Annotated in this window: 20 protein-coding genes; 16 read left to right on the top strand and 4 right to left on the bottom strand. The window is 59.9% G+C overall.

Annotated elements, in window-relative coordinates; translation table 11 throughout:
* The first annotated feature begins 158 nt into the window (after positions 1 to 158).
* From BSF44_RS15370 to urtE, 8 genes are all read left to right on the top strand, one after another.
* Positions 159 to 1,118, top strand: a complete 960-nt coding sequence (locus BSF44_RS15370; protein WP_095944222.1) for an ABC transporter substrate-binding protein — start codon at positions 159 to 161, stop codon at positions 1,116 to 1,118.
* Positions 1,115 to 2,125: an iron ABC transporter permease gene (locus tag BSF44_RS15375; protein WP_095944223.1), complete on the top strand. Its 1,011-nt coding sequence runs from the start codon at positions 1,115 to 1,117 to the stop codon at positions 2,123 to 2,125. The genes BSF44_RS15370 and BSF44_RS15375 overlap by 4 nt, the downstream gene beginning before the upstream one ends.
* 197 nt (positions 2,126 to 2,322) lie before the next feature.
* Complete coding sequence (locus BSF44_RS15380; RefSeq protein ID WP_095944224.1) at positions 2,323 to 2,745, top strand: hypothetical protein; 423 nt, start codon at positions 2,323 to 2,325, stop codon at positions 2,743 to 2,745.
* A 267-nt stretch (positions 2,746 to 3,012) separates the two neighbouring features.
* A complete protein-coding gene (gene urtA, locus BSF44_RS15385) occupies positions 3,013 to 4,278 on the top strand; it encodes an urea ABC transporter substrate-binding protein (protein ID WP_090328640.1) in 1,266 nt (421 codons plus the stop codon).
* Positions 4,279 to 4,436: 158 nt separating this feature from the next.
* Positions 4,437 to 5,939: an urea ABC transporter permease subunit UrtB gene (gene urtB / locus BSF44_RS15390; RefSeq protein ID WP_095944225.1), complete on the top strand. Its 1,503-nt coding sequence runs from the start codon at positions 4,437 to 4,439 to the stop codon at positions 5,937 to 5,939.
* Positions 5,939 to 7,018, top strand: coding sequence for an urea ABC transporter permease subunit UrtC (urtC, locus tag BSF44_RS15395; RefSeq protein WP_095944226.1), 1,080 nt, complete (start codon positions 5,939 to 5,941; stop codon positions 7,016 to 7,018). The genes urtB and urtC overlap by 1 nt, the downstream gene beginning before the upstream one ends.
* Entirely contained in the window at positions 7,015 to 7,884 is an 870-nt protein-coding gene (gene urtD, locus BSF44_RS15400) for an urea ABC transporter ATP-binding protein UrtD (protein ID WP_095944227.1), read from the top strand. The genes urtC and urtD overlap by 4 nt, the downstream gene beginning before the upstream one ends.
* Before the next feature lie 133 nt (positions 7,885 to 8,017).
* Positions 8,018 to 8,716: an urea ABC transporter ATP-binding subunit UrtE gene (gene urtE / locus BSF44_RS15405; protein ID WP_057712190.1), complete on the top strand. Its 699-nt coding sequence runs from the start codon at positions 8,018 to 8,020 to the stop codon at positions 8,714 to 8,716.
* An 18-nt stretch (positions 8,717 to 8,734) separates the two neighbouring features.
* Here urtE and BSF44_RS15410 read toward each other — a convergent pair whose 3' ends face one another.
* Entirely contained in the window at positions 8,735 to 10,105 is a 1,371-nt protein-coding gene (locus BSF44_RS15410) for a DUF4329 domain-containing protein (protein ID WP_095944228.1), read from the bottom strand.
* A gap of 249 nt (positions 10,106 to 10,354) precedes the next feature.
* Between BSF44_RS15410 and BSF44_RS15415 the strand changes: the two genes are divergently transcribed.
* From BSF44_RS15415 to ureC, 6 genes are all read left to right on the top strand, one after another.
* Positions 10,355 to 11,194, top strand: a complete 840-nt coding sequence (locus BSF44_RS15415; protein ID WP_095944229.1) for an urease accessory protein UreD — start codon at positions 10,355 to 10,357, stop codon at positions 11,192 to 11,194.
* A 67-nt stretch (positions 11,195 to 11,261) separates the two neighbouring features.
* The gene (locus tag BSF44_RS15420) at positions 11,262 to 11,564 is read left to right on the top strand and encodes an urease subunit gamma (RefSeq protein ID WP_095944230.1); all 303 of its coding nucleotides are present in this window, start codon (positions 11,262 to 11,264) and stop codon (positions 11,562 to 11,564) included.
* A gap of 9 nt (positions 11,565 to 11,573) precedes the next feature.
* Positions 11,574 to 12,107, top strand: coding sequence for a GNAT family N-acetyltransferase (locus tag BSF44_RS15425; RefSeq protein ID WP_095944231.1), 534 nt, complete (start codon positions 11,574 to 11,576; stop codon positions 12,105 to 12,107).
* A 6-nt stretch (positions 12,108 to 12,113) separates the two neighbouring features.
* Positions 12,114 to 12,647 carry a GNAT family N-acetyltransferase gene (locus BSF44_RS15430; RefSeq protein WP_095944232.1) on the top strand — a complete coding sequence of 178 codons (534 nt, stop codon included), beginning with the start codon at positions 12,114 to 12,116 and terminating at the stop codon, positions 12,645 to 12,647.
* A complete protein-coding gene (locus BSF44_RS15435; protein ID WP_095944233.1) occupies positions 12,647 to 12,952 on the top strand; it encodes an urease subunit beta in 306 nt (101 codons plus the stop codon). The genes BSF44_RS15430 and BSF44_RS15435 overlap by 1 nt, the downstream gene beginning before the upstream one ends.
* Positions 12,953 to 13,091: 139 nt before the next feature.
* The gene (gene ureC / locus BSF44_RS15440; protein WP_095944234.1) at positions 13,092 to 14,792 is read left to right on the top strand and encodes an urease subunit alpha; all 1,701 of its coding nucleotides are present in this window, start codon (positions 13,092 to 13,094) and stop codon (positions 14,790 to 14,792) included.
* Positions 14,793 to 14,858: 66 nt separating this feature from the next.
* On the opposite strand, the gene BSF44_RS15445 is transcribed toward ureC, so the two are convergent.
* Entirely contained in the window at positions 14,859 to 20,129 is a 5,271-nt protein-coding gene (locus tag BSF44_RS15445) for a dermonecrotic toxin domain-containing protein (protein ID WP_095944235.1), read from the bottom strand.
* 246 nt (positions 20,130 to 20,375) lie between these two features.
* On the opposite strand from BSF44_RS15445, the gene BSF44_RS15450 reads away from it, so the two are divergent.
* On the top strand, positions 20,376 to 21,503 hold the full coding sequence (locus BSF44_RS15450) for a sensor histidine kinase KdpD (protein ID WP_095944236.1): 1,128 nt from the start codon (positions 20,376 to 20,378) through the stop codon (positions 21,501 to 21,503).
* Between the two features lie 135 nt (positions 21,504 to 21,638).
* Here BSF44_RS15450 and BSF44_RS15455 read toward each other — a convergent pair whose 3' ends face one another.
* Positions 21,639 to 21,944, bottom strand: coding sequence for a chaperone modulator CbpM (locus tag BSF44_RS15455; protein WP_095944237.1), 306 nt, complete (start codon positions 21,942 to 21,944; stop codon positions 21,639 to 21,641).
* 27 nt (positions 21,945 to 21,971) lie between these two features.
* Positions 21,972 to 22,922 carry a DnaJ C-terminal domain-containing protein gene (locus BSF44_RS15460; RefSeq protein WP_095944238.1) on the bottom strand — a complete coding sequence of 317 codons (951 nt, stop codon included), beginning with the start codon at positions 22,920 to 22,922 and terminating at the stop codon, positions 21,972 to 21,974.
* Positions 22,923 to 23,220: 298 nt separating this feature from the next.
* On the opposite strand from BSF44_RS15460, the gene BSF44_RS15465 reads away from it, so the two are divergent.
* Positions 23,221 to 24,495, top strand: a complete 1,275-nt coding sequence (locus BSF44_RS15465) for an Hsp70 family protein (protein ID WP_095944239.1) — start codon at positions 23,221 to 23,223, stop codon at positions 24,493 to 24,495.
* Positions 24,496 to 24,691: the final 196 nt, after the last annotated feature.

The raw sequence follows: 24,691 nt of genomic DNA on the forward strand, positions 1-24,691 counted from the left end.
GATCGGCTGTACGTGATCGACCACGGCCGCATCGTCGCCAGCGGCACGCCGAAAGAAGTCCTGACGACTGCGCTACTGCGCAATGTGTTCGGCGTCGAAGCGCTGATCGATGAACATCCGCTGCACGGCTACCCACGAATCACCTGGATAACCCAACCATGACTTTGCGTTCCCTGCTGCGCTCCTGCCTCTCTCTCGTGATGTTGCTGGGCAGCGCCCAGGCATTGGCCGAAGCCACCCATTACCCGCTGACAATCAAAAGCTGCAACCGCGAAGTGACTTTCAAGCAGGCACCACAACACGCCCTCAGCCACGACATCAACATGACTCAGATGATGCTCGCCCTCGGCCTCAAACCACGGATGGCCGGTTACAGCGGCATCAGTGGCTGGAAGGCCGTGACACCCGAGATGCAGGGTATTCTCGAAGGCCTGCCGGAACTGGCGGCCAAGTACCCGTCGGTGGAAACCCTGCTCAATGCCAACGTCGATTTCTTCTTCGCCGGCTGGGACTACGGCATGCGTATCGGCGGCGATCTCACGCCACAAACCCTGCAACCGCTGGGCATCAATGTGTACGAGCTGAGCGAATCCTGCGCCTTCGTGATGAAACGCCCCCCGGCCAGTCTCGAAGACACCTACAACGATCTGCGCAACCTCGGCAGAATCTTCGACGTGCAGGACCGCGCCAATGCCCTGATCGCCGACATGCAGGCGCAAGTGGCGAATATTCGCAAAGACCTGCCCGCGGAAAAACCGCGGGTCTTCCTGTACGACAGCGGCGAAGACCGGGCCATGACCTCGGGGCGTCTGGGCATGCCGCAAGCACTGATCGACGCCGCTGGCGGACGCAATGTCCTGGAGGATGTCGACGCGAGCTGGACCCGGGTCAATTGGGAAACCGTGGTCGAGCGCAACCCCCAGGTGATCGTGATCGTCGACTACAGCGAAATCACTGCCGAACAGAAGATTCAATTCCTGCTGAGCAACAAGGCCCTGCAATCGGTGGACGCGATCAAGCACCAGCGCTTCATCGTCATCCCTTACGTGCAGGCCACGCCGGGGATCGATAACGTGCTGGCGGTCGCCACCCTGGCCATGGGTTTCCACGGCGAATGATCAACCGTCGCTACGCCCTGTTGCTGATCGCCCTCGGTACCCTGTTGCTGGTGTCGTGCGTGGTGTCCCTGGGTTTCGGCCCGGCACGGGTGCCGCTGGATGTGGTGTGGCGCATCCTGTTGCACAAACTGTTCGGTTTCGGTGTGCCGGACTGGAACCCTGGACAAGAGCATATCGTCTGGCTGATCCGCGTCCCGCGCATGCTGCTCGGCGCGTTGGTGGGCGCCGGCCTGGCGTTGATCGGCGCCGTGCTGCAAGCGGTGACGCGCAACCCGTTGGCTGACCCGCATTTACTTGGCGCCACGTCCGGCGCGACGTTAGGCGCGGTGATCGTGGTGCTGCATGTCGGTGAGATCGTTGGCCTGCTGACCTTGCCCATCGCGGCATTTATCGGTGCATTGCTGAGCATGCTGGTGGTGCTGATGATCGCCAATCGCCACGGCCGCCTCGACAGTGATCGCTTGTTGTTGTGCGGCGTGGCGGTGTCGTTCGTGATGATGGCGATAGCCAATTTGCTGCTGTTCATGGGCGACCATCGAGCCAGTTCGGCGGTGATGTTCTGGATGCTCGGCGGGCTCGGGTTGGCACGCTGGGAGCTGCTGACGGTGCCGACAGCCAGTGTGTTGCTCGGGCTGGTGTTGCTGCTGGGCATGGCGCGACCGCTGAATGCGCTGATGGCCGGCGAGCAGACAGCAGTGACCCTGGGCCTGAATGTACGCACCGTGCGCCTGCGAGTGTTTCTGATTGCGTCATTGATGACCGGAGTGCTGGTATCGATCAGCGGCTCGATCGGTTTTGTCGGGCTGATGGTGCCGCACATTGCGCGGCGTCTGGTCGGCGCTGAACACCGAAGATTGCTGCCGGTGTGCGTATTGCTCGGCAGCGTGTTTCTGGTCTGGGTCGACGTCGCCGCCCGGACATTGATCGCCCCCGAAGACTTGCCCATCGGTGTTGCCACTGCTGCAATTGGCGGGTTGTTCTTCATCGGCTTGATGCGACCTCGTTAATGCCACATTTAATTAAAAAAGTTTCAAACTACATTTACGTTTGGAAAAACTCCGTATTAAGTTAGCGCTTAACAAGTTCTCCATCACGCTCATACTCCGCACTCGCGAGCTCAACTATAAAACCCTCGCGCACTTCAATGACGATTATTCCTACAGCTTAATCGCCACAACTCTTACAAGAGCGGAAAGAGGTAAACATGTTCAAGAAGTTCATCGCATCCATTGCACTTGTTTCAGCGCCCGCATGGGCAGTGCAACCACCCTTTACTGGCGTTGACTACAGTGGTCGGTATCAATGCACTGGAATGGACAGCCATATCGGTCCGTTCGAAGGTGTTGTCGAGATGAAGCTCAATGCCGAACAGAGTACCGGAGAACACGGCGCCTACGGTTTTACGCTGACGTTGCTCGACAACTCCCGGTATGACGGATTTGCTGCCGCCAACTTGAGTTCCCTGGCGATTTATTTTGCCCATACGGATCCGTCGCTCAAGGATTACGGCGTCGGAATTGCGAAAATTGCTACAACCCCTGACGGGAAAACTTCATTCACCAAGTACTACTACGGCCCGGAATACGAAGGTGGCGGGCATGGTTTTGAAACCTGCATCAAAAGCTGATTTGTTGCACCGCTGACCTTGTGGGAGCGGGCTTGCTCGCTCCCACAGGCGGTTTTTGTTGCTCACATAATCTTCGCCCCAATCTGGCGCAACTCTTCGCACCAACGCGCCAGACGCGATCCCTCATGGTGCGCCATCAAACCGTTCAACCGCTCTAAAACGACATTTCCCTGCCTTTTGCCGACCGGGCACAGCCCTTGCAAAACACCCCTTCAGTAGTCCGCATCTGCCAACCAAGAAAACTCATAAGTTCATGGAGATCGCACAATGAAGCGTCGCAGTTTGATCAAGGCTTTCACACTCTCGGCAAGCATCGCCGCGATGGGCATGACCTGGACTGTCCAGGCCGCCGAGACCATCAAGGTCGGTATTCTGCATTCGTTGTCCGGCACCATGGCGATCTCCGAAACGTCGCTCAAAGACATGGCGCTGATGACCATCGACGAGATCAACGCCAAGGGCGGCGTGAACGGCAAGATGCTCGAGCCGGTGGTGGTCGACCCGGCCTCGAACTGGCCGCTGTTCGCCGAGAAGGGCCGCCAGTTGCTGACCCAGGACAAGGTCGCCGTGGTGTTCGGTTGCTGGACCTCGGTGTCGCGCAAATCGGTACTACCGGTGTTCGAAGAACTCAACGGCCTGCTGTTCTACCCGGTGCAATACGAAGGCGAAGAGATGTCGCCAAACGTGTTCTACACCGGCGCGGCGCCGAACCAGCAGGCGATCCCTGCCGTTGAATACCTGATGAGCGAAGAAGGCGGCAGCGCCAAGCGCTACTTCCTGCTCGGCACCGACTACGTGTACCCGCGCACCACCAACAAGATTCTGCGTTCGTTCCTTCACTCCAAGGGCGTGGCCGACAAGGACATCGAAGAGGTCTACACCCCGTTCGGTCACAGCGACTATCAAACCATCGTCGCCAACATCAAGAAGTTCTCGGCCGGTGGAAAGACGGCGGTTATCTCCACCGTCAACGGCGACTCCAACGTGCCTTTCTACAAAGAACTGGCGAACCAGGGCCTGAAAGCCACCGACGTTCCGGTCGTGGCGTTTTCGGTCGGCGAAGAAGAACTGCGCGGCATCGACACCAAGCCATTGGTGGGCAACCTGGCGGCGTGGAACTACTTCGAATCGGTCGAGAATCCGGTGAACAAGAAGTTCGTCGATGACTGGAAGGCCTACGCGAAGAAACACAACCTGCCAGGCGCCGACAAGGCAGTGACCAACGACCCGATGGAGGCCACCTATGTCGGCATCCACATGTGGGCGCAAGCGGCGGAAAAAGCCAAATCCACCGACGTCGACAAAGTCCGCGAAGCCTTGGCCGGCCAGACCTTTGCTGCGCCGTCCGGTTACACGCTGACCATGGACAAGACCAATCACCACCTGCACAAACCGGTGATGATCGGCGAGATCCAGGCTGACGGTCAGTTCAACGTGGTGTGGCAGACCGAAGGGCCGATCCGCGCCCAGCCGTGGAGCCCGTTCATCCCGGGCAACGACAAGAAGCCGGAGTATGCGGTGAAGAGCAACTGAGCCACTGGGTGTCGGGCCCAAGCATTCGGGCCTGACACAAATCCCTGTGGGAGCGAGCCTGCTCGCGATGACGGCGGCACATTCAACATTTCTGTGACTGAACAACCGCTATCGCGAGCAGGCTCGCTCCCACAATGTCCGCGTCAAGGCGACTATCTATGCCCACCGCCCTTTATCGTCTCATCTTCGCCATCGCATTTTTACTGCCGATGGCCACTCACGCCGGCGACGCCGAAGACTTCGTCGCCGCCAATCCCGTGCAGCAAGCCAGGCTGCTGGAAACCTGGGCGGCGCAGCCCGATCCGGCCCGTATCGAACTGATCAACGCCCTGCAACAAGGCGAATTGACCGTCGACGGCCAGCCGAAAACCCTGCGTCTGAACAACCGCCTGCGGGGTCTGATCGACACCGCGTTGGCCAGTCATCAATTGCTCGCCGCCGACGCCAAACTCCGTCTGAGCGCTGCGCAGCAACTACAGAAAAGTGCCAAGCCGGCGCAGTTGAAATTCCTCGACCAACAACTGGAGGGCGAAAAGGACGAAGGCGTTCACGCCGCACTGAGCCTGGCTCTGGCCAACCTGCAACTGGTGGATGCCGACCCGGCTGTACGGCTGGCCGCTGTGCGCTTGCTCGGCGAAACCGGCGACCCGCTGGCCCGCACCCGCCTCGAAGGCTTGCTCGTACCTGGCGTAGAAGCCGATGCCAATGTACGCACGGCGGCCGAAACCAGCCTGGCTCAAGTCAAACGCAAACTGCTGGTCGGCGAAATGCTCGGCCAGGCATTCAGCGGTATGTCACTTGGATCGATTCTGCTGCTCGCCGCCCTGGGGCTTGCAATCACCTTCGGCCTGCTCGGCGTGATCAACATGGCCCACGGCGAGATGCTGATGCTCGGCGCCTACTCGACCTATGTGGTGCAACTGATGTTCCAGCGCTTCGCGCCGCAGGCCATCGAGTTCTATCCGCTGATCGCGCTGCCGGTGGCGTTTTTCGTCACCGCGGCTATCGGCATGGCGCTGGAGCGCACGGTAATTCGCCACCTCTACGGCCGTCCACTGGAAACCCTGCTCGCCACCTGGGGCATCAGCCTGATGCTGATTCAACTGGTTCGCCTGGTGTTCGGCGCACAGAACGTCGAAGTGGCCAACCCGGCCTGGCTGTCGGGTGGGATTCAGGTGCTGCCTAACCTCGTGCTGCCGTACAACCGCATCGTCATCATTGCCTTTGCCCTGTTTGTGGTGGTGCTGACCTGGCTGCTGCTGAACAGGACGCGCCTGGGCCTGAATGTTCGCGCCGTGACGCAGAACCGCAACATGGCGGCTTGCTGCGGAGTACCCGCCGGGCGCGTAGACATGCTCGCCTTCGGCCTCGGCTCGGGCATTGCCGGCCTCGGTGGCGTGGCCCTGAGCCAGATCGGCAACGTCGGCCCGGATCTCGGCCAGAGCTACATCATCGACTCGTTCCTGGTGGTGGTGCTCGGCGGTGTCGGTCAGCTGGCCGGTAGCGTGCTGGCGGCGTTTGGCCTGGGGATCGCCAACAAGATTCTCGAACCGCAGATCGGTGCCGTGCTCGGCAAGATCCTCATCCTCGCGCTGATCATTCTGTTCATCCAGAAACGTCCGCAAGGCCTCTTCGCACTCAAAGGACGGGTGATCGACTGATGAACCAGCCCCTGCTCGTTACCGCGACCCAAAAAGCCGGCCCCAGAGTCTCGATTGCCGTCGGTGCGGTGATCCTCGTTCTGCTGCTGGCGCTACCGCTGCTGTCGCTGTTATCGCCGGACAGCACGCTGCACGTTTCGGCCTACACACTGACGCTGGTGGGCAAGATACTTTGCTACGCCATCGTCGCCCTGGCGCTCGATCTGGTGTGGGGTTACGCCGGCCTGCTGTCCCTCGGCCACGGCCTGTTCTTCGCCCTCGGCGGCTATGCCATGGGCATGTACCTGATGCGCCAGGCCTCGGGAGATGGCTTGCCGGCGTTCATGACCTTCCTGTCGTGGAGCGAAATGCCGTGGTTCTGGACTGGCACCAGCAGTTTCCTCTGGACCCTGTGCCTGGTGGTTTTGGCGCCGGGGTTACTGGCCTTGGTGTTCGGCTTTTTCGCCTTCCGTTCGCGGATCAGGGGCGTGTACTTTTCGATCATGACCCAGGCCCTGACCTTCGCCGGCATGCTGCTGTTCTTCCGCAACGAAACCGGATTCGGCGGCAACAACGGCTTCACCAACTTCCGCACGATTCTTGGCTTTGGCATCACTGAACCGGGCACCCGCGCGGTGCTGTTTTTCGCCACGGTGCTGTTGCTGGTGGCGAGCCTGTTTATCGGCTGGCGCCTGGCGCAAAGCAAGTTCGGACGTGTACTGACCGCGCTGCGCGATGCGGAAAATCGTCTGATGTTCTGCGGCTACGATCCGCGCGGCTTCAAGTTGTTCGTGTGGGTTTTGAGTGCGGTGTTGTGCGGCCTGGCCGGTGCGCTGTACGTGCCGCAAGTGGGGATCATCAACCCGAGCGAGATGTCGCCGACCAACTCCATCGAAGCAGCAGTATGGGTAGCACTGGGCGGGCGCGGGACGTTGATCGGCCCGTTGCTCGGTGCCGGCGTGGTCAACGGTATGAAGAGCTGGTTCACCGTGGCATTCCCCGAGTACTGGCTGTTCTTCCTCGGCGCGCTGTTCATTGTCGTGACCCTGTATTTGCCCAAAGGCGTGATCGGCCTGTTGAAGAAAAGAGGTGAGCAATGAGAGTGACTGCAACGGCTGAATTCATGCTCGAACCGGCGTTCTTCCCCGTGGAACCGAACAAGGATGCCGGCAGCAGCCGCGATGCCATTGGCCTCGGTCAACGGGTCGGACCTGGCCTGAACACCCGCCACGGCACCATCCTGACCCTGGAAGACATCAGTGTCAGCTTCGACGGCTTCCGCGCGCTGAACGAACTGAACCTGTACATCGGCGTCGGCGAACTGCGCTGCATCATCGGCCCCAACGGCGCGGGCAAGACCACGCTGATGGACGTGATCACCGGCAAGACCCGTCCCAGCCACGGCAAGGCCTGGTTCGGCGAAACCCTGGACCTGACGCAAATGAGCGAAGTTCAGATCGCCCAGGCCGGTATCGGCCGCAAGTTCCAGAAACCGACGGTGTTCGAAGCCTTGAGCGTGTTCGAGAACCTGGAACTGGCGCAGAAGACCGACAAGTCGGTATGGGCCAGTTTGCGCGCTCGCTTGAATGGCGAACAAAAGGACCGCATCGCCGAAGTGCTGGAGACCATTCGCCTGACCTCGTCGGTCAATCGCCCGGCCGGCCTGCTGTCCCACGGTCAGAAGCAGTTTCTGGAGATCGGCATGTTGCTGATGCAGGACCCGCAATTGCTGCTGCTCGATGAACCGGTGGCGGGCATGACCGACGCCGAAACCGAATTCACCGCCGAGCTGTTCAAGAGTCTGGCCGGCAAGCACTCGCTGATGGTGGTGGAGCACGACATGGGCTTCGTCGGCTCGATTGCCGACCACGTCACGGTGTTGCATCAGGGCAGCGTGCTGGCCGAAGGGTCGCTGGAACAGGTGCAGGACAACGAGCGGGTGATCGAGGTTTATCTCGGTCGTTAAGCCTGCAAATACATCCCTCTGTAGGAGCGAGCCTGCTCGCGAAAGCGGTGCATCAGTCACCAACGATGTTGAGTGTGCCGACGCCATCGCGAGCAAGCTCGCTCCCACAGGGGGATCTGAGGAGTATTTGAGAATGTTGCAAGTCGAAAAACTGCACCAGTACTACGGCGGAAGCCACATCCTGCGCGGTCTGACGTTTGACGTGAAGGTCGGCGAAGTCACCTGCCTGCTCGGCCGTAACGGCGTGGGCAAGACCACCCTGCTCAAATGCCTGATGGGCTTGTTGCCAGCCAAGGAAGGCGCAGTGAATTGGGAAGGTAAGCCGATCACCGCCTTCAAGCCGCACCAGCGTGTGCACGCCGGGATCGCCTACGTGCCGCAGGGCCGGGAAATCTTCGGCCGCCTGACCGTGGAAGAAAACCTGCTGATGGGCCTGTCGCGCTTCCCCGGCAGTGAAGCGAAGGAAGTGCCGGCGTTCATCTACGAGCTGTTCCCGGTGCTGCTGCAAATGAAGCAGCGCCGGGGTGGCGACTTGTCCGGTGGCCAGCAACAACAACTGGCCATCGGCCGCGCGCTGGCCAGCCGCCCTCGCCTGCTGATCCTCGACGAACCCACCGAAGGCATCCAGCCGTCGGTGATCAAGGAGATCGGTGCCGTGATCAAAAAACTCGCGGCCCGGGGCGACATGGCCATTCTACTGGTCGAACAGTTCTACGATTTCGCCGCCGAACTGGCCGACCAATATCTGGTGATGTCCCGGGGTGAAATCGTGCAACAGGGTCGCGGTGAAAACATGGAAGCCGAGGGCGTGCGTGGGCTGGTTACGATCTGAGCAGTGAACTGTCAGCGCTCATTCAGAATCCGTGGTGATGCGGTTTGCCCCTGCATAGGGCAGCCATTCAGAACCCACCACGCCGCCAACATCCCAGAGCGGGCTGCTTTTTTCGACCGTCAGTACGCCCGTTACTGCAACACTCAAGACAAAATCCTTAGCGCTCAGATGTCCACCCAACAAGAGCTTATCGATGTTGACGCCCATCGCCCCTTCGGTCTTGATAACCCAGGCTTCGGCTTCAGAAAACGTGCTGTGGTACTTCAGCAATGCACCGTCCGGGGTCTGGCGGAACACCGAATAACCCACGGAGGAGTCAACCAAACCTGACTCCCGAGCCTGCTGAACACTGAATACCAATGACTGGGGTGAGAAAAACTGCTGATACAAGTCAGCCTCTTTTTCCGGTAGTGGCGTCGCCAGCGACTCTGGCCCCAGGTACACACCTGCCAACGTCTGACTTTCCGGTAACCGAAAACCGCCTGGCACTGCGGGGAACACCTGCTCCATTGCCAGTAATCCATCAGGTTGGTGAAACGGCAATGTCGCAACATATTCTTCACGGTCGCGACGCTTGAGGATAAACCCTACACGCTGGTGATCCACTGTCGCGGGTACACGACTCAAGGCAGAGCTCAACGCCGACGCCGGATCTTCAAAAACCGATGTGTAGAACGGTTGGAGGGTAGGAGGTCCGGGTATGACCGGCTGGTAGGGAATCCATTCAGACGTGATGCGGCCGCGAAACCCACCCCAGACTGTGCCTGGATGGAGGACACGCATCTGACCGACGGCCAAAACTTCCATGATCCGTTTTTCGGGTGTCGTGCGCGAAGAGAATCCAGAAATACTGGGATTTTCCGGCGGACTCATGGAATAAGCCACCAGAGAACCAAAGGGACCTGAAACATAATTATGTGTATAGAAATCCCTATGATTGAACGCTTTATAGAGATCAGGTTGCGACGGAAGCGAGTTCAGTAACTTAACCTGATTTTCGTTGAAAGACCGGTTATTCGTGGCAATCCACTCGGAGATATCCGGGTGGCTATGGCATTTGCCCACGCAACGGTATCCCACTGGATGACTGATTACCCGTGTATCTGGGTCGTATGCAAGCAAAAGCGCAAAATCAAAAGTTTCCGCCTGATCCGATATAGGCGTTGTCGCGACAAACTTACCATCCGGGCGCTGCAAAATGAGTGAACCGTACTCTTTGTCTGGCGCGCGCTCATGCTGGTGAAACCAGTTCGCAGCATCGTCTTCGCAAATGAATGGCGGGCTCACAGGTGGCAGCACCGGCGCGGCCTTGGCGGGTTTCGCGAGTGGTAGCGTTGCAAGTTGCTCAAGCATTTTTCGAGCATTTTCACGATCTGTATCGGTGGTCATCAATAAACTCCAAGACGTTCAGTCGCCCCGCAGAAGGAGGGAGCGGACGCTTGGATGCTGAGTTCTTTGGAAGCACGGATGGCGGTACATATGTATGCCTAAAAGGTGGTTAAGCACCAATTTGTTGCTCGGCATTTCATAGTGCGCCCCTTGTTGGTGCGCAAGCCCCAGCAATAGTTGCCTCCTGCCCGGGATACCTTGCGGCACAGCCTTTGCAACATCCTGACAACTTCCGGATAAGCACTGACTATGACTCTTCCCGCATCTGGTGCCTTGTTTACCCCCAGTTGGCACGCCGAACTGGAGCTGGGCTACGCCCGATTCGACAACACCACTCGCCCGGTCCAGCGTCGACACAAAGGTCCGTTGCGGGTGCAAAAACACCTGTATGCCGAAGGGCCAGAAGTCTGCCAGCACATCATCGTCCACCCACCCGGCGGCATTGCCGGCGGTGATCGGCTGGACATCTCGGCCAGTGTCGAGCGCGATGCCTGGGCACAAATCACCAGCCCCGGCGCGGCCAAGTGGTATCGCGCCGCCGGCCCCGCCTATCAGCGGCTGGACTTGCGTGTGGCGGCCGGTGCGACACTGGAGTGGCTGCCCCAGGAGACGATCATTTTCAGCGCGGCCCAGGCGGAACTCAGTACCTCTATTGACCTTGAAGGCGATGCCCGCTTGTTCTATTGGGACGTGGTTGCATTGGGTCGACCCGCCAGCGGCGAGCGCTTCGATCTCGGGCACTTCCAGGCGCAACTGGATATCCGCCGCGACGGCCAGTTGCTCTGGCATGAACGCCAGCGCATTGTCGGGGCGGACGGTTTGCTGGAGTCGCCCATCGGGCTCGATGGGCAACCGGTGTTTGCTACGTTGCTGGTGACGGGTGAGATCGACAGCGAACTGCTGGAGCGTTGCCGTTCGCTGCCCAACGAAGTGCGCGGGGATCTGACCCAACTGCCGGGGTTGCTGGTTGCACGGTGCCTGGCCAGTGAAGCGTTGTTGGCGCGGGGGTGGTTGATTGATTTGTGGCGATTGCTTAGGCCTGCGTTGCTTGGCCGCGAAGCAATGCCTCCAAGAATATGGAACACCTGAATTGCTTTTCTGTGGGATTTGTATTCACAGATCCAACACCTTTAACTGCCGAATACGGATTGCAACAATGGACCTGACCCCACGCGAAAAAGACAAGCTGCTGATCTTCACCGCCGGCCTGGTGGCCGAGCGGCGTTTGGCTCGCGGTGTGAAACTCAATTACCCGGAGGCCATGGCCTACATTTCCGCAGCCCTGCTTGAAGGCGCTCGCGACGGCCGGACCGTGGCCGACCTGATGCACCTGGGCACCACCCTGCTGACCCGCGAACAAGTGATGCAAGGCATCCCGGAAATGATCCCGGAAATTCAGGTCGAGGCCACGTTCCCCGACGGCACCAAACTGGTCACCGTCCACCAACCCATCGCCTGAGGCCGTGCCATGACTTACCACATCCGCGATGCCGTGCCTGCCGATCTGCCAGCCATCCGCGACATCTACAACGACGCGGTACTCAACACCACGGCGATCTGGAACGAGCAAGCGGTCGACCTCGGCAACCGCCAGGCCTGGTTCAACGCCCGGCAATCCCAGGCTTATCCGATTCTGGTGATTGTCGATGCCGACAACACGGTGCTCGGGTACGCCTCGTTCGGCGACTGGCGACCCTTCGACGGTTTCCGCCACACCGTCGAGCACTCGGTCTATGTGCGCAGCGACCAGCGCGGCAACGGCCTCGGTCCGCAACTGATGGAAGCGCTGATCGAACGCGCCAAAGGCTGCGGCAAGCACGTGATGGTCGCCGCCATCGAAAGCGGTAACGCCGCTTCCATTCGCTTGCATGAGCGCATCGGCTTTATCACCACCGGACAAATGCCTCAGGTCGGCACCAAGTTCGGCCGCTGGCTGGACCTGACCTTCATGCAACTGACCCTCAATCCTGGCGCGCAACCACCCGCCGTCAACAAGGAGTGATCGCCCATGAACCCCGCCCAACTGCGACGCGTCAACGTCGAAAGCTTTGCGCATTACCGCCAGGGCCTGATCGACCTGCTGCTCGATGCCGTCGGCTATGGCGCCAGTGTCGGCTTCATGGCTGACCTCGATGCGACCCAGGCTCACGCTTATTTCGATGAAGTCCAGGACAACCTGAACAAGGGCAATGTGTTGCTATGGGTGGTGGTCAAGGACGAGCAGGTGCAGGCCAGCGTGCAACTGAGTCTGTGCCAGAAAGCCAACGGCCTGAACCGTGCCGAAGTGCAGAAGCTGCTGGTGCGCGAACATGCGCGGCGTCGTGGTCTGGGCCAGCAACTGATGAGTGCCCTGGAGGCGGCCGCCCTGCAGCACAAGCGCGGCATGCTTTACCTCGACACCGAAGCCGGCTCGCCCGCCGAGGACTTCTACCAATCACTGGGCTATACCCGCGCCGGTGAAATCCCGGATTACGCCTGCGACCCGAGTGGCCGCTACAAGCCGACCGCCCTGTACTACAAGATTCTCCAAGGAGCCCATTGATGATTCCCGGTGAATACCAGATCCAGCCCGGCGAGATCGAGCTCAACGTCGGTCGGCGCACGATCCGTCTGAAAGTGGCCAACAGTGGTGATCGACCGATCCAGGTCGGCTCGCACTACCACTTTTTCGAAACCAACGACGCGCTGACGTTCGACCGCGCCGCCAGCCGCGGCATGCGTCTGAACATCCCCGCTGGCACGGCGGTGCGCTTCGAGCCGGGGCAGAGCCGCGAGGTGGAGTTGGTGGATTTGGCGGGGCATCGTCGGGTGTTCGGCTTTGCCGGGCGGATCATGGGTGACCTCTGATTAATGCGTTGTCAGCACCGGCCCCATCGCGAGCAGGCTCGCTCCCACATTGGAATGCGGTCAACTGTGGGAGCGAGCCTGCTCGCGATTGTGAGCGCAGCGAACGATTTCAAATTCAATTGAATTTCAAGGCGAACGAATGAAGATTTCCCGTCAAGCCTACGCCGACATGTTCGGCCCCACTGTCGGTGACAAGGTGCGCCTGGCCGATACCGAGTTGTGGATTGAAGTGGAACAGGACTTCACCACCTACGGCGAAGAAGTGAAATTCGGTGGCGGCAAAGTCATCCGTGACGGCCAGGGTCAGAGCCAATTACTGGCCGCCGAGGTGGTCGACACCCTGATCACCAACGCGCTGATCATCGACCACTGGGGCATCGTCAAGGCGGACGTCGGTCTCAAGGACGGGCGCATCGCCGCGATCGGCAAGGCCGGTAACCCGGACATCCAGCCCAACGTCAACATCGCCATTGGCGCCAGCACCGAAGTCATCGCCGGCGAAGGCATGATCCTCACCGCCGGCGGCATCGACACCCACATCCACTTCATCTGCCCACAGCAGATCGAAGAGGCGCTGATGAGCGGCGTCACCACCATGATCGGCGGCGGCACCGGACCGGCAACCGGCACCAATGCGACCACATGCACCTCCGGTCCGTGGCACCTGGCGCGCATGCTCCAGGCCGCCGACGCGTTCCCGATGAACATCGGCCTGACCGGCAAGGGTAACGCCAGCCTGCCGGAGCCTTTGATCGAACAGGTCAAGGCCGGTGCCATCGGCCTCAAGTTGCATGAGGACTGGGGCACCACACCGGCGAGCATCGACAACTGCCTGAGCGTGGCCGACCGGTTCGATGTGCAGGTGGCCATCCACACCGACACCCTCAACGAATCCGGTTTCGTCGAAACCACTCTCGCCGCCTTCAAGGGCCGCACCATCCACACCTACCACACCGAAGGTGCCGGTGGCGGTCATGCGCCGGACATCATCAAGGCCTGCGGCTTTGCCAATGTGCTGCCGAGCTCGACCAATCCGACCCGACCGTTCACCCGCAACACCATCGACGAACACCTCGACATGCTGATGGTCTGCCATCACCTCGACCCGAGCATTGCCGAAGACGTAGCGTTCGCCGAAAGTCGCATCCGCCGCGAGACGATTGCCGCCGAAGACATCCTCCATGATCTCGGCGCGTTCTCGATGATCAGCTCCGACAGTCAGGCCATGGGCCGGGTCGGCGAAGTCATCACCCGCACCTGGCAGACCGCCGACAAGATGAAAAAACAGCGCGGGCCGCTGCCCGGCGATGGTGAGGGCAACGACAACTTCCGCGCCAAGCGCTACATCGCCAAATACACCATCAACCCGGCGATCACCCACGGCATCAGCCATGAAGTGGGCTCGGTGGAAGTAGGCAAATGGGCGGATCTGGTGCTCTGGCGCCCGGCATTTTTTGGCGTGAAGCCGACGCTGATTCTCAAGGGTGGTGCCATTGCGGCCAGCCTTATGGGTGACGCCAACGCCTCGATTCCGACACCACAACCGGTGCACTACCGACCGATGTTCGCCAGCTTCGGCGGCTCGTTGCACGCCACCAGCATGACCTTCATCAGCCAGGCCGCACAAGATGCAGGCTTGCCCGAAGCCCTGGGTTTGAAGAAGAAAATCGCCGTGGTCAAAGGCTGCCGTGACGTGCAGAAAACCGACCTGATCCACAACGACTACCTGCCGAATATCGACGTTGATTCGCAGACCTATCAGGTCAAGGCCGACGGTGTGCTGCTATGGTGTGAACCAGCGCAAACCTTGCCGATGGCCCAGCGTTATTTCCTGTTCTGAATCGGTAACCGCATGACAGACAAAGGCCTCGTACACAGCGTGTAGAGGCCTCTGTTTTTTGCATGGTTACTGGCCGGATTCAATCCGTAGCCGATCTAGCTTGGCCCGATTCATCGCGTCCCGTGTCAGTTTTTTCAGCAACTGCGTAATCTGCAGATCGATGTCTTCCAGGGCTTGAACATATTCCTCATCAGTCATCAGCCGGCCATCGGCAAAGTCACTTTCACTTTTGCCCAACTCGCTGCACAGCCCCTTGATTTCCGCCTCCACCGCAGTCTTTTCCTCGGTGGTGAGCCGCGTACCTTCGGCCCTGCGCTGCAACGCATCCTGCAAGTCGATGGTGGCGTCAATCTGGCGTTTCAAGCCATTCAATTCCTCGCGGTAAGTCGACTCCAGCCAGGTTTTCCAGAGCGGTTGCTCGAAGATCCGGTCGATCAGCAGATCACCCTCCTCCAGCGCCTTGATCCGCTGGAATGCTGCCTCGATCATCTCTTGGCTGACCTCGGCCAGGCTGCGGAACTGCATACCCCGCGCCTGCCATGGCAAATCCAGGCGCTCGGCCAGGTCGGTCATGTAGGCCAGGTGCACTTCCACTTCATCGATAGTGCCGGTCACTTCGCCACCCGCGTCGTTTCGGCGGAACCGCTCTCCCCTCGCCAACCGCTCAGACACCCGCTGACGGGCAATGGCACCGAGCCCATCGAGCCGGGACTTGCCCAGGGCCAGCTCCAACAACTGCGTTTCGATCAGGTCCGCACGCTCCAGGGCGTAGGCTTCGTTGACCAACACCTGCACGCCCATGGCATTGAACAGTTGCGTACCGCCATCCACGCATTCGGTGGGGGTTGCTGCCTCATCGAACAGTTTAATTCGCAGTTCACTGTCGCGGGCCATGGCTTCGAGCATGCGCCAGACCTTGGCCGTCAGTTCTGACTGATAGGTGCCGCCAGCCTTGAAGTCGGCGGATTCGGTCAGCTTGCGGATTTCATTGAAGAATGGCTCCGAGTCGAATTCATCCTCGAGCTCGTCCCAGATTTTCAGTTTTTCCGGCAACTGCTGCTGGGAAATACCCGCGTCCCACTCGGCACTGTCGAGCATACCTCGCGGTGGATAGAGACGTTCCGGGTCCATGCCGACCGACTCGATGTAAGACTTCAGGATGTCGAGATTTTCAGATGAGATCCAGTGCGGCTCACGGCTGATCACCGTGCGTGCCAGCAACTCGGCGCGAAACGATCCGGGTGCCACCTCGGGTATCCTGCTGATCGGGTTGAAGCGCAAATCAAGATAGAAAGCGCGATGTCGCGACTGGGAAAACAGCCCGACAGGCCAGGTATCCAGACCGGTGCCGTCGAGCAAGAGGAACTGCAAGTGTGGCATTCGGCTGATGTCCGGAACCAGCCCCAACGGGTTTTTGCGCAACCCCAGGGACCTGAGGCGGGTCAGCTTCTTCAGGAGATCCACTGCCACCGCATCCAGCACAATATTGTTGTCGCTGAGGGACAGGTCCGTCAGATGACTCATGTCACCGAGCCTTGCTGGAACGGCCGTCAGCAGATTGTCCTGCAAGTTGAGATAACGCACCTGGCGGAAGGAATCGAGAAAGGGCATGTGCTCGGCACCGAGCCTGCAACTGCGCATGGTCAGGCTGGTGACGTGACTGAATTCGACATCCAGCCTGGGCAGCGTCTCCAGATGCCGGCTCAAGTGAGAAATGTTGTCGAGCACCAAGGCTTGAGGCCGCAATATTCCCGCAACCTGCACCCCTTCCGGTCCGGTTCGCTGCAAGCACTGCCTGAGCGCCGTGTAAAACTTGTCCCGCGAAACCCATTCCGCAACGCCCGCCGGAGAGAACCGAAAGGAGGCCGTCGGTGAGTTCATCCAGCGTTGCATGGTCCGGTTGAATTGATTGAACGCGTTCTCCCGCGCGGTCAGGTTAGCCTCCACCGATCCGCCGTTCTGGCTGAACGCCGTCAGTCGCGCTTCAATCTCTTCATCCGTAAAGCTCGGATGCAGCGCACGCAGGCGATGTCGATAGCCCCGCCCCTGCGGCACTTGCCGTGCGTATCCGGGCATACCGCCACGCAGGCGCATGACCTTCGGGTCGTAGGCCGGTTTGAAATTCGGGTTGTCCCGCAGGATCGGCTCAAATACATAACGATCCAATGGACGGGCCTTAATTGCCTGCTCAAGTCGCGTCGCTTCGTTGATGCCAAATCCCAGGGCGGTTCGTTGCGTGTCGGGCAAGGCGTGCAGCACCGCGACATAAAGATTGTCCTTGCCGTGCAGATGTTGATCGCTGTCGTCCCTCGCTTCGTATTTGCCATCCTCATCCAGGATCAGCACTTTGCGGATCGGCGCGTCGACGGGGCCGAGACTGTCGGTCAGCGTTCCTTCGAATGAATATTCACGAATCTCCAGTCGCAGGTCCGCCGGCCAGCCCGGCAGGGCTGCCAGTGAATGCAGCTCCAGGCGCGCAGTATCGGCGTTGTGCAAGGTGTCGAGGTACAGGCCTTCATAGGCCCGCGTTACCCGCAATCGCTCGGCGGCCTTCCGGGCTTGTTCAGCCAGGCGCAGCGGCACGCGTTTTTTTTCGTTCAGGTGTTGCACGTCAGAGGGATGCGCTTCACCCAGCAGTTCTTGCGCCTGGCTTATCGAGATATCTGCAAAGTCGCCCTTGAGCAGGTTTACCAACGAATCGTCCGAACGGGTCCGTCGCTTGTACAACAGGTCGAACAGCTGGCTTTTACGCTGACTCACCTGCCCCGCCCATTGATCGCGCAGTGCTTCGGTACGCTTCTGCGCATCACCTGCAAACCATTCGCCAAGCATCTCACGAAGCGCTTGCTCGTCAAGGAAACCCACCACGCGCTCTGGCAGTTCCCCCGCCAGCAGGTCAGACCAGGTCATCCGCAGCGTATTGGCTGGTGACGCCTCGGCATAGCCGTCCTTGATCGCCGCGCCTGTCAGCCCCGGCCCCTGAAAGACTTCAATGGCCTTGTCGCCGGGCCAGCCACCCATTTCGGTCATGGATCGCACAGCGTAATCGGCCCATTCCTCGCCGATCCGTTTGGCCAGAATCTGCTCTGCGCAGGCTTGTGCATCGGCATGAGCCTTGAAGCGTTCGAGGGTATCGGCCAACAGTGCGGGAGGAGTCTCCTGTTCGACGTGAAGCCGGCGCAGCACATTTTCGTGCACGCCACTGGCGGTCAGAATCTGCTCCAGGGTTTCATCGGAGAGTCCATCCACAGAAGCGCCCAGGCGCCTGAGTATTTGCCCCTTGTCCCATTCGAGCGGCTGATCGAGTTCAGTCTTCCAGCTGCCGGCGCCGTTGTGCTCCAAAAGCGGCTGATACGCATCGGTGCGAGTCGGGTGTTGCAGCCGATGCTGGCCAGTGCCCGGGTCTTGCTTGACTGCGTAGCATTTGTCATCGAGCCGCAGCAGGTCCTGATCCTGATGACGGTACAGCCCTGTGTCACCGGCCTTCGCCCCATCGGGCAATGCGACAGGTTGTTCATAGGGACCGAGGTCAGGGCTCCACAAACGCTCCTTGCCGCCAACCTCCACCGGCTTGAGGCCTTCGACAAACGGTGAAACCTTGATCGGCGTGACACCCGCGCCCGGTAGCACGTGTCCGGCACCCATGAGCGCGAGTTGCGCGAAGTTGATCAAGACCCCGTTGAAGTAGGCAGAGGCTTCTTCTTTGTCACCCTTGCTCCAGTCCTCGATGCCTTCGACCACCTCGGCGAGCATTTGCGCGACCATGATGCCGAGCATGGCTTCGCCCAACCCGGGTACCAGCATCGCGGCAAAATTGAAAACGTTCCAACCGATCGACAGGTAACTGGTCAGGCGCTTGAAGCGTGCGTTGGCATCCTCGTCATCGGTCGGGACGGCAATCAGTCGGGCATCGGCGATGGCCTTGTCGCGGCGTGCCAAAAACAGCGCCACCCAAAGATCCCCCGCAATCTGATTGGTGAGGGGTTCTGCATCGGGATTTTCGACTGCCGTTTCACGCCACCACGGCCCCATGTCGAGCGGTTCGCGCTCATGCCAGGTGACGGTCGTGAGACGTTCGTTGACCCGGGTGAAAAACGCCCCTTTGTCCTGCTGCGCGACGAAACGACTGAAAAAGGACTGGTAGTCGGTATTTCTCAGCTGGCCCAACAGCGCCTTCATGAACGCAGTCACCGAAGGATATTCCTTCAGGGGATGATCAGGATCATCCGGCACATAGGCGATCAATGGTCCGGACAAACGGCTTTGCTGAAAAATGTCGTCCCGACGCAGCAGCTCTTCGCTCAGGCCCTGCGAGCCATTGGCAAAGAACGCCTGCAACAATTTGAACTGGTCATATTCCTTCCCCGGCAGAACAGGGATACGGCGAGACCAGTCAATCCAGAACCGTAACAGGGCGGGCGTCAAACCATCGATTTCGCTTTTTATCTGCGAGGGCTCGATGACCGCGCTGAACAGCACGATGCCCGTCAACCGAAAGCCCATCAGCGACAAACGATGGCAATGCAACGGCTGCTCGTACAACGAGACGTCGGCCTGGCTGTCACGCATCTTTCTCAACTGGCCGTAGGCATGACTGGTGATGTCGCCCTTCAACAGGGCAATCAGTGCCGCTACATCGAAGGCGGCCTTTTCACTGGCCACCGAGTCCTGTTGCAAAGTTCGCTGTGCCTGGGGGGTATCGGGCAACAGGACGGACTTGATGTGCCGTTGGTATTGGCTACCGATGTCCAGGCTTCGACACAACGCTGCAAATGCCGGGAGGGTGATGGCCGGCTCCAGGCTGAGGTTGCCCTTGCTGTCCTTGCGGTAAATGCCGGAGCTATTACGCACTTCGCCCTCGCCGGTTTCGTCCTCTTCAAAGTTGTGCCGCGCCGCTTCCAGCAACGTGGATTGGCGAACACGACTGGCCCCGGTGTCGATGCCGAAAATGAACTTGCTCGGCACTTCAAGGTGTACGGTGAGCTCGTTGAAGTTCTCGACCGTGGTGAACTTCGACTGCAAAGCCGTTTTGAGCAGCGGTTCGGCGAAGGCATTGATGTCGTGCTTCAAGTCGCCCAGGGTCTGATCCAGCACGCCTTGCAAACGCCAGCGCTCATCCATCAACTGCTTGAGGTACTGACGGTCGATCTCCCGCGCGCCGCTATACCACTCGGGCATTTGCGGCTTGAGCGCCAGCAGGGACTTCAATCTCTCCACCGGCGCATTTTTGATGGCGCCGGGGATCACGTCTTTTGCACGACGGTAATGTATCCCGTGACTATCGATGGACACTCCGTCCGTTATTTTCTGTGAGTTGCTTCCATGCAAATCAGACACTTTTGAATCACCTTGATGACAGGAAAAGAACCACCAGCTTATTCACCTGCACCTGAAACAAAAGTCCAAATAGCTGCTTGGATGGCCTCTGAAAAGGCTCCGGGGTATCGAAATTCAGGGAGCCAAAAACACATATCTACCGCCATTGGCACGTCCGCCCGTGCCACTGCATGAGCGGTCGTGCTTTTTCCGGCAAAGGGACTACTATTCGACTCGCTGTCCCCGATTCATGAACAGGTAATCGCCATGCGTCTTTCCGAATTCATCGTGTTACACGTTGATCGCATCGTCGATGAATGGGAGCTGTTCGCCAAAACCATCACCCCGGCCGCCGAAACCATGGACCGCGTCGCCTTGCGCGACCATGCCCGGTCGATCCTGCAGGCCGCGGCCCGGGACATGTGCAAACCCCAGACACCTGCCGAGCAGGCAGCCAAGGCGCGCGGCGAAGGACCGGAGAAAACTCCCAGCCTCGACGAGGCAGGCGCCAGCCACGGCGAACTGCGCCATACCGTGGGTTTTGATCTGGTGCAGATGACCAGCGAATTCCGTCACTTGCGCGCCTGTGTCATCCGCCTGTGGGTCAACAGCCTGCAATCGCCTGATCTGGCCTACTTCCAGGACATGATCCGTTTCAACGAAGCCATCGACGAGGCCCTGGCCGAGTCCACGGCCACTTATGCCGAGCAGGTCAATCGATCCCGGGACATTTTTCTGGCGATCCTCGGCCATGACCTGCGCGCGCCCCTGCAGGCGGTGAGCATGTCCACCGAACTACTGCTGCGCAAAGCCGCGCTCGAAGGTGATGCGCTCAAGTGCGCGGTCAATATCCTGCGCAGTACCGGGCACCTGGCGGTGATGGTCGGAGACTTGCTGGAACTGGTGCGCAGCCGCCTGGGCAAGCGCCTGCCGATCGAGCCGGCGCCCATGGACCTGGCCGAAGCGGCGCGTGAAGCGATTGCCCGGGCCTGCGCCAGTCAACCGGAATGCAATCCGACCCTGGATGTCCAGGGTGACACCCGCGGCAACTGGGACCCGCGCCGGCTCGATCAGATGCTGCAAAACCTGATCGGCAATGCCTTGCAGCATGGCTCAAGCAAACGTGACGTGACGCTGCGCCTCAGAGGCGAGGCTGACAGCGTCCGGCTGACGGTGCACAACGACGGAGCCCCGATCCCCTGCGATGCGATCCCGACGATTTTCGATCCGCTGGTGCGCAGTGCCAGCGAAGAACTCGGCGAGCCTACTACCAGCCTCGGGTTGGGGTTGTTTATCGTCAAGGAGGTGGTTGATGCCCATCAGGGGACGATTGAAGTCAGTTCCCGTGAGATAGATGGCACGACGTTTACCGTGGTGTTGCCAAGGAAGGTGTGATGCCGCAATACCGCGTTATCGTTCTTCGCGAGCAGGCTCGCTCCCACAGGGGATTTTGATCACGACACAAACCAATGTGGGAGCGAGCCTGCTCGCGAAGAGGCCCTATCGGGCAATACAAAACCACCAGAACATCTATTCGACCACCAACCGCCCCAACCGCTGCTTCAACATCCGGTTCTCCGCCCGCAGTTGCTGGACTTCTTCGAGCAGGTCCAGCGCCAGGGCGACGCCTTCCCATTCCAGATCCAGGTCGCGCCGCAGCTTGGCGGCGCGCTTGGCCAGGGTCAGCTCGTAGTCGTTGAAAACCCAGTCCTTGGGCTGAGCGCCCTGAGGTTCGAGGATGCCGTGCTCGACGATTTCGATCACGTAGACGTCCGACAACTCGGTCGCCTCACAGAATTCCGCCATGTCCAGTTGAACGTTCAGGGGACTGCTCATAGTCAGTGACTCCTTGGTTCTAAGGGATCAAAAATGCTCTCGCGGGTCGAACGCGGCTTTTTTCGCCAGCTCCTGCCACAGGGCCTTGATGTCATCGTCGGTTTTCTTCGGCATTACGGCTTTCAGTTGCACGAACAGGTACCCGCGCTCACCGGCCTTGTTCATCAGACCATGGCCCTTGGCGCGCATGCGCTGGCCGTTCTGGCTGCCGGCCGGGACCTTGAGGTTGATCTTGCCGGTCAGGGTCGGCACGGCGACTTCAGCCCCCAGCGCCAGTTCCCACGGTGCCAGTGGCAAAGTGATGATCAGGTTCTCGCCTTCGACATCGAATTTCGGGTGCGGTGCAAAACGGATCGTCAGGTACAGGTCGCCATTGGCCCCGCCTCCCACGCCCGGAGCGCCCTGCCCCTTGAGGCGAATGCGCTCGCCGTCGCTTACGCCGGCCGGGATCTTTACGTTCAGGCTTTTGCTGGTGTTGCTCACATGCTGGCCGGCCGCGTTGTACTGCGGCACCTGGAAGGTGACCTTCTTCGACTCGGTCGACAGTGTTTCCTCGAGAAAAACCCCAAGCTCCATTTCCACGTCCTGCCCTCGACGTCCGGTACTGCGACGCGATTGTCCACCACCACTGAAACCAGGCCCACGGTTGCCGAAGATCGAACTGAAGAAGTCCGAAAAATCGCCCGTGTCCTGACCGCCACCACCGAAACCGCCACCACGGCTTTGCCAGCCCGGTGGTCCCTGAAAGGGTTGGCCGTGCTGGCCATAGCGGCGCAAGTCATCGTATTCGGCGCGCTTGTCGGCGCTTTTCAGTGCCTCATAGGCTTCAGAAGCATCCTTGAACTTCGCCTCGGCATCCTTTTCCTTGCTGACGTCGGGGTGGTATTTGCGCGCCAGCTTGCGATAGGCAGCCTTGATCGCCTTGTCGTCCGCGGTCGGCTCCACACCGAGAATCTTGTAATAGTCTTTGAAGTCCATCGAGGGAATCACCATCCGTTATCAGAATCGCGCCACAGGCCACAGCATGCGCTTGTTTGCAGCCATTGGTTTGACCGATCTCAAGTTTGTGACCGGGCGGCGCGGCAGAAGTTTATCGGCAGCAGGCGGGGCTTCTTGCGAGCAATCCCGCGGCTGTCCGGTTGATGCAGGGTAGTTTGGGGGGGATACCCCATCTTTCAAGGCATTGTCCACGAAGAATTAGCAGATAACCGGCCTTCGAATCTGGCGCGCTCTGACATACACTGCGCGGCCGTTTTTTAACCGGAACCTGAAAGACATGAACAACGCATCTCCAGCCCGTGCCTTGGGTATCGACTTTGGCACGTCCAACTCCACTGTCGGCTGGCTGCGCCCCGGCGTGGAAACGCTGATCGCGCTGGAGGACGACAAGATCACCCTGCCGTCGGTGGTCTTCTTCAATATCGAAGAACGTCGCCCGGTGTACGGCCGGCTGGCGCTGCACGAGTACCTGGAAGGCTACGAAGGCCGCCTGATGCGCTCGCTCAAGAGCCTGCTGGGTTCCAAGCTGATCAAGCACGACACCAGCGTCCTGGGCACGGCGATGCCGTTCAAGGACCTGCTCGGGCTGTTCATCGGCCAGCTCAAGAGCCGCGCCGAAGCGTCCGCCGGTCGGGAGTTCGAAGAAGTGGTGCTGGGTCGGCCGGTGTTTTTTGTCGACGATGACCCGATGGCCGACAAGGAAGCCGAAGACACCCTGGTCGACGTGGCACGCAAGATCGGCTTCAAGGAAGTCTCGTTCCAGTACGAGCCGATTGCCGCTGCGTTCGACTACGAGTCGACCATCGAGAAAGAAGAGCTGGTACTGATCGTCGACATCGGCGGTGGTACCTCCGACTTCTCGCTGGTGCGCCTGTCGCCGGAGCGTCGGGGCGTGGACAACCGCCACGAGGACATCCTCGCCACCGGCGGTGTGCACATCGGCGGAACCGACTTCGACAAACAGCTCAGCCTGCAAGGCCTGATGCCGCTGTTCGGCTACGGCAGCCGCATGAAGAGCGGCGCCTACATGCCGACCAGTCACCACATGAACCTGGCGACCTGGCACACCATCAACTCGGTGTACTCGCAGAAGTCGCAACTGGCCCTGGGCAGCATGCGCTACGACATCGAGGACACCGGCGGTATCGACCGCCTGTTCAAGCTGATCGAACAGCGCGCCGGGCACTGGCTGGCCATGGAAGTGGAAGAAACCAAGATCCAGCTGACCCACGCCGACAATCGCCACGTGCCGCTTGATCGTATTGAAGCGGGCCTGAGCGTGGACTTGAGCCGCGCACTGTTCGAGTCGGCCATCGACAGCCTGCTGGAGCGGGTGCGCAACAGCGTCACCCAACTGCTGGCAGACGCCGATGTGCGGGTCGACCAGGTCGATACGGTGTTCTTCACCGGTGGTTCGAGCGGGATTCCGGCGCTGCGCAACAGTGTTTCGGCGATGCTGCCGAATGCGCGGCATGTGGAAGGGAACATCTTTGGCAGTATCGGCAGCGGTCTGGCGATTGAGGCGGCCAAGCGTTACGGCTCTATGGACTGATCCGAAAACTGTGGTGAGCCCTTCGCGAGCAGGCTCGCTCCCACAATGGACCTGAGTTCACAGGACTAATGTGGGAGCGAACCTGCTCGCGAAGGGGCCAGCTCACGCAATAAAGATCCAGCGAATCAAACCATCCCCACCTGCTTCAACTCACTCTTCAGGTACGCATAGTAAATCGGCCCCGCCACCACCCCCG

The sequence above is a fragment of the Pseudomonas sp. ACN8 genome (assembly GCF_002303925.1).
Taxonomy (GTDB): domain Bacteria; phylum Pseudomonadota; class Gammaproteobacteria; order Pseudomonadales; family Pseudomonadaceae; genus Aquipseudomonas.

Excerpts from the sequence above, each read along its gene's own strand:
- BSF44_RS15370 (WP_095944222.1), top strand. The coding sequence starts at position 159 with ATGACTTTGCGTTCCCTGCTGCGCTCCTGCCTCTCTCTCGTGATGTTG.
- BSF44_RS15375 (WP_095944223.1), top strand. The coding sequence starts at position 1,115 with ATGATCAACCGTCGCTACGCCCTGTTGCTGATCGCCCTCGGTACCCTG.
- BSF44_RS15380 (WP_095944224.1), top strand. The coding sequence starts at position 2,323 with ATGTTCAAGAAGTTCATCGCATCCATTGCACTTGTTTCAGCGCCCGCA.
- urtA (WP_090328640.1), top strand. The coding sequence starts at position 3,013 with ATGAAGCGTCGCAGTTTGATCAAGGCTTTCACACTCTCGGCAAGCATC.
- urtB (WP_095944225.1), top strand. The coding sequence starts at position 4,437 with ATGCCCACCGCCCTTTATCGTCTCATCTTCGCCATCGCATTTTTACTG.
- urtC (WP_095944226.1), top strand. The coding sequence starts at position 5,939 with ATGAACCAGCCCCTGCTCGTTACCGCGACCCAAAAAGCCGGCCCCAGA.
- urtD (WP_095944227.1), top strand. The coding sequence starts at position 7,015 with ATGAGAGTGACTGCAACGGCTGAATTCATGCTCGAACCGGCGTTCTTC.
- urtE (WP_057712190.1), top strand. The coding sequence starts at position 8,018 with ATGTTGCAAGTCGAAAAACTGCACCAGTACTACGGCGGAAGCCACATC.
- BSF44_RS15410 (WP_095944228.1), bottom strand. The coding sequence starts at position 10,105 with ATGACCACCGATACAGATCGTGAAAATGCTCGAAAAATGCTTGAGCAA.
- BSF44_RS15415 (WP_095944229.1), top strand. The coding sequence starts at position 10,355 with ATGACTCTTCCCGCATCTGGTGCCTTGTTTACCCCCAGTTGGCACGCC.
- BSF44_RS15420 (WP_095944230.1), top strand. The coding sequence starts at position 11,262 with ATGGACCTGACCCCACGCGAAAAAGACAAGCTGCTGATCTTCACCGCC.
- BSF44_RS15425 (WP_095944231.1), top strand. The coding sequence starts at position 11,574 with ATGACTTACCACATCCGCGATGCCGTGCCTGCCGATCTGCCAGCCATC.
- BSF44_RS15430 (WP_095944232.1), top strand. The coding sequence starts at position 12,114 with ATGAACCCCGCCCAACTGCGACGCGTCAACGTCGAAAGCTTTGCGCAT.
- BSF44_RS15435 (WP_095944233.1), top strand. The coding sequence starts at position 12,647 with ATGATTCCCGGTGAATACCAGATCCAGCCCGGCGAGATCGAGCTCAAC.
- ureC (WP_095944234.1), top strand. The coding sequence starts at position 13,092 with ATGAAGATTTCCCGTCAAGCCTACGCCGACATGTTCGGCCCCACTGTC.
- BSF44_RS15450 (WP_095944236.1), top strand. The coding sequence starts at position 20,376 with ATGCGTCTTTCCGAATTCATCGTGTTACACGTTGATCGCATCGTCGAT.
- BSF44_RS15455 (WP_095944237.1), bottom strand. The coding sequence starts at position 21,944 with ATGAGCAGTCCCCTGAACGTTCAACTGGACATGGCGGAATTCTGTGAG.
- BSF44_RS15460 (WP_095944238.1), bottom strand. The coding sequence starts at position 22,922 with ATGGACTTCAAAGACTATTACAAGATTCTCGGTGTGGAGCCGACCGCG.
- BSF44_RS15465 (WP_095944239.1), top strand. The coding sequence starts at position 23,221 with ATGAACAACGCATCTCCAGCCCGTGCCTTGGGTATCGACTTTGGCACG.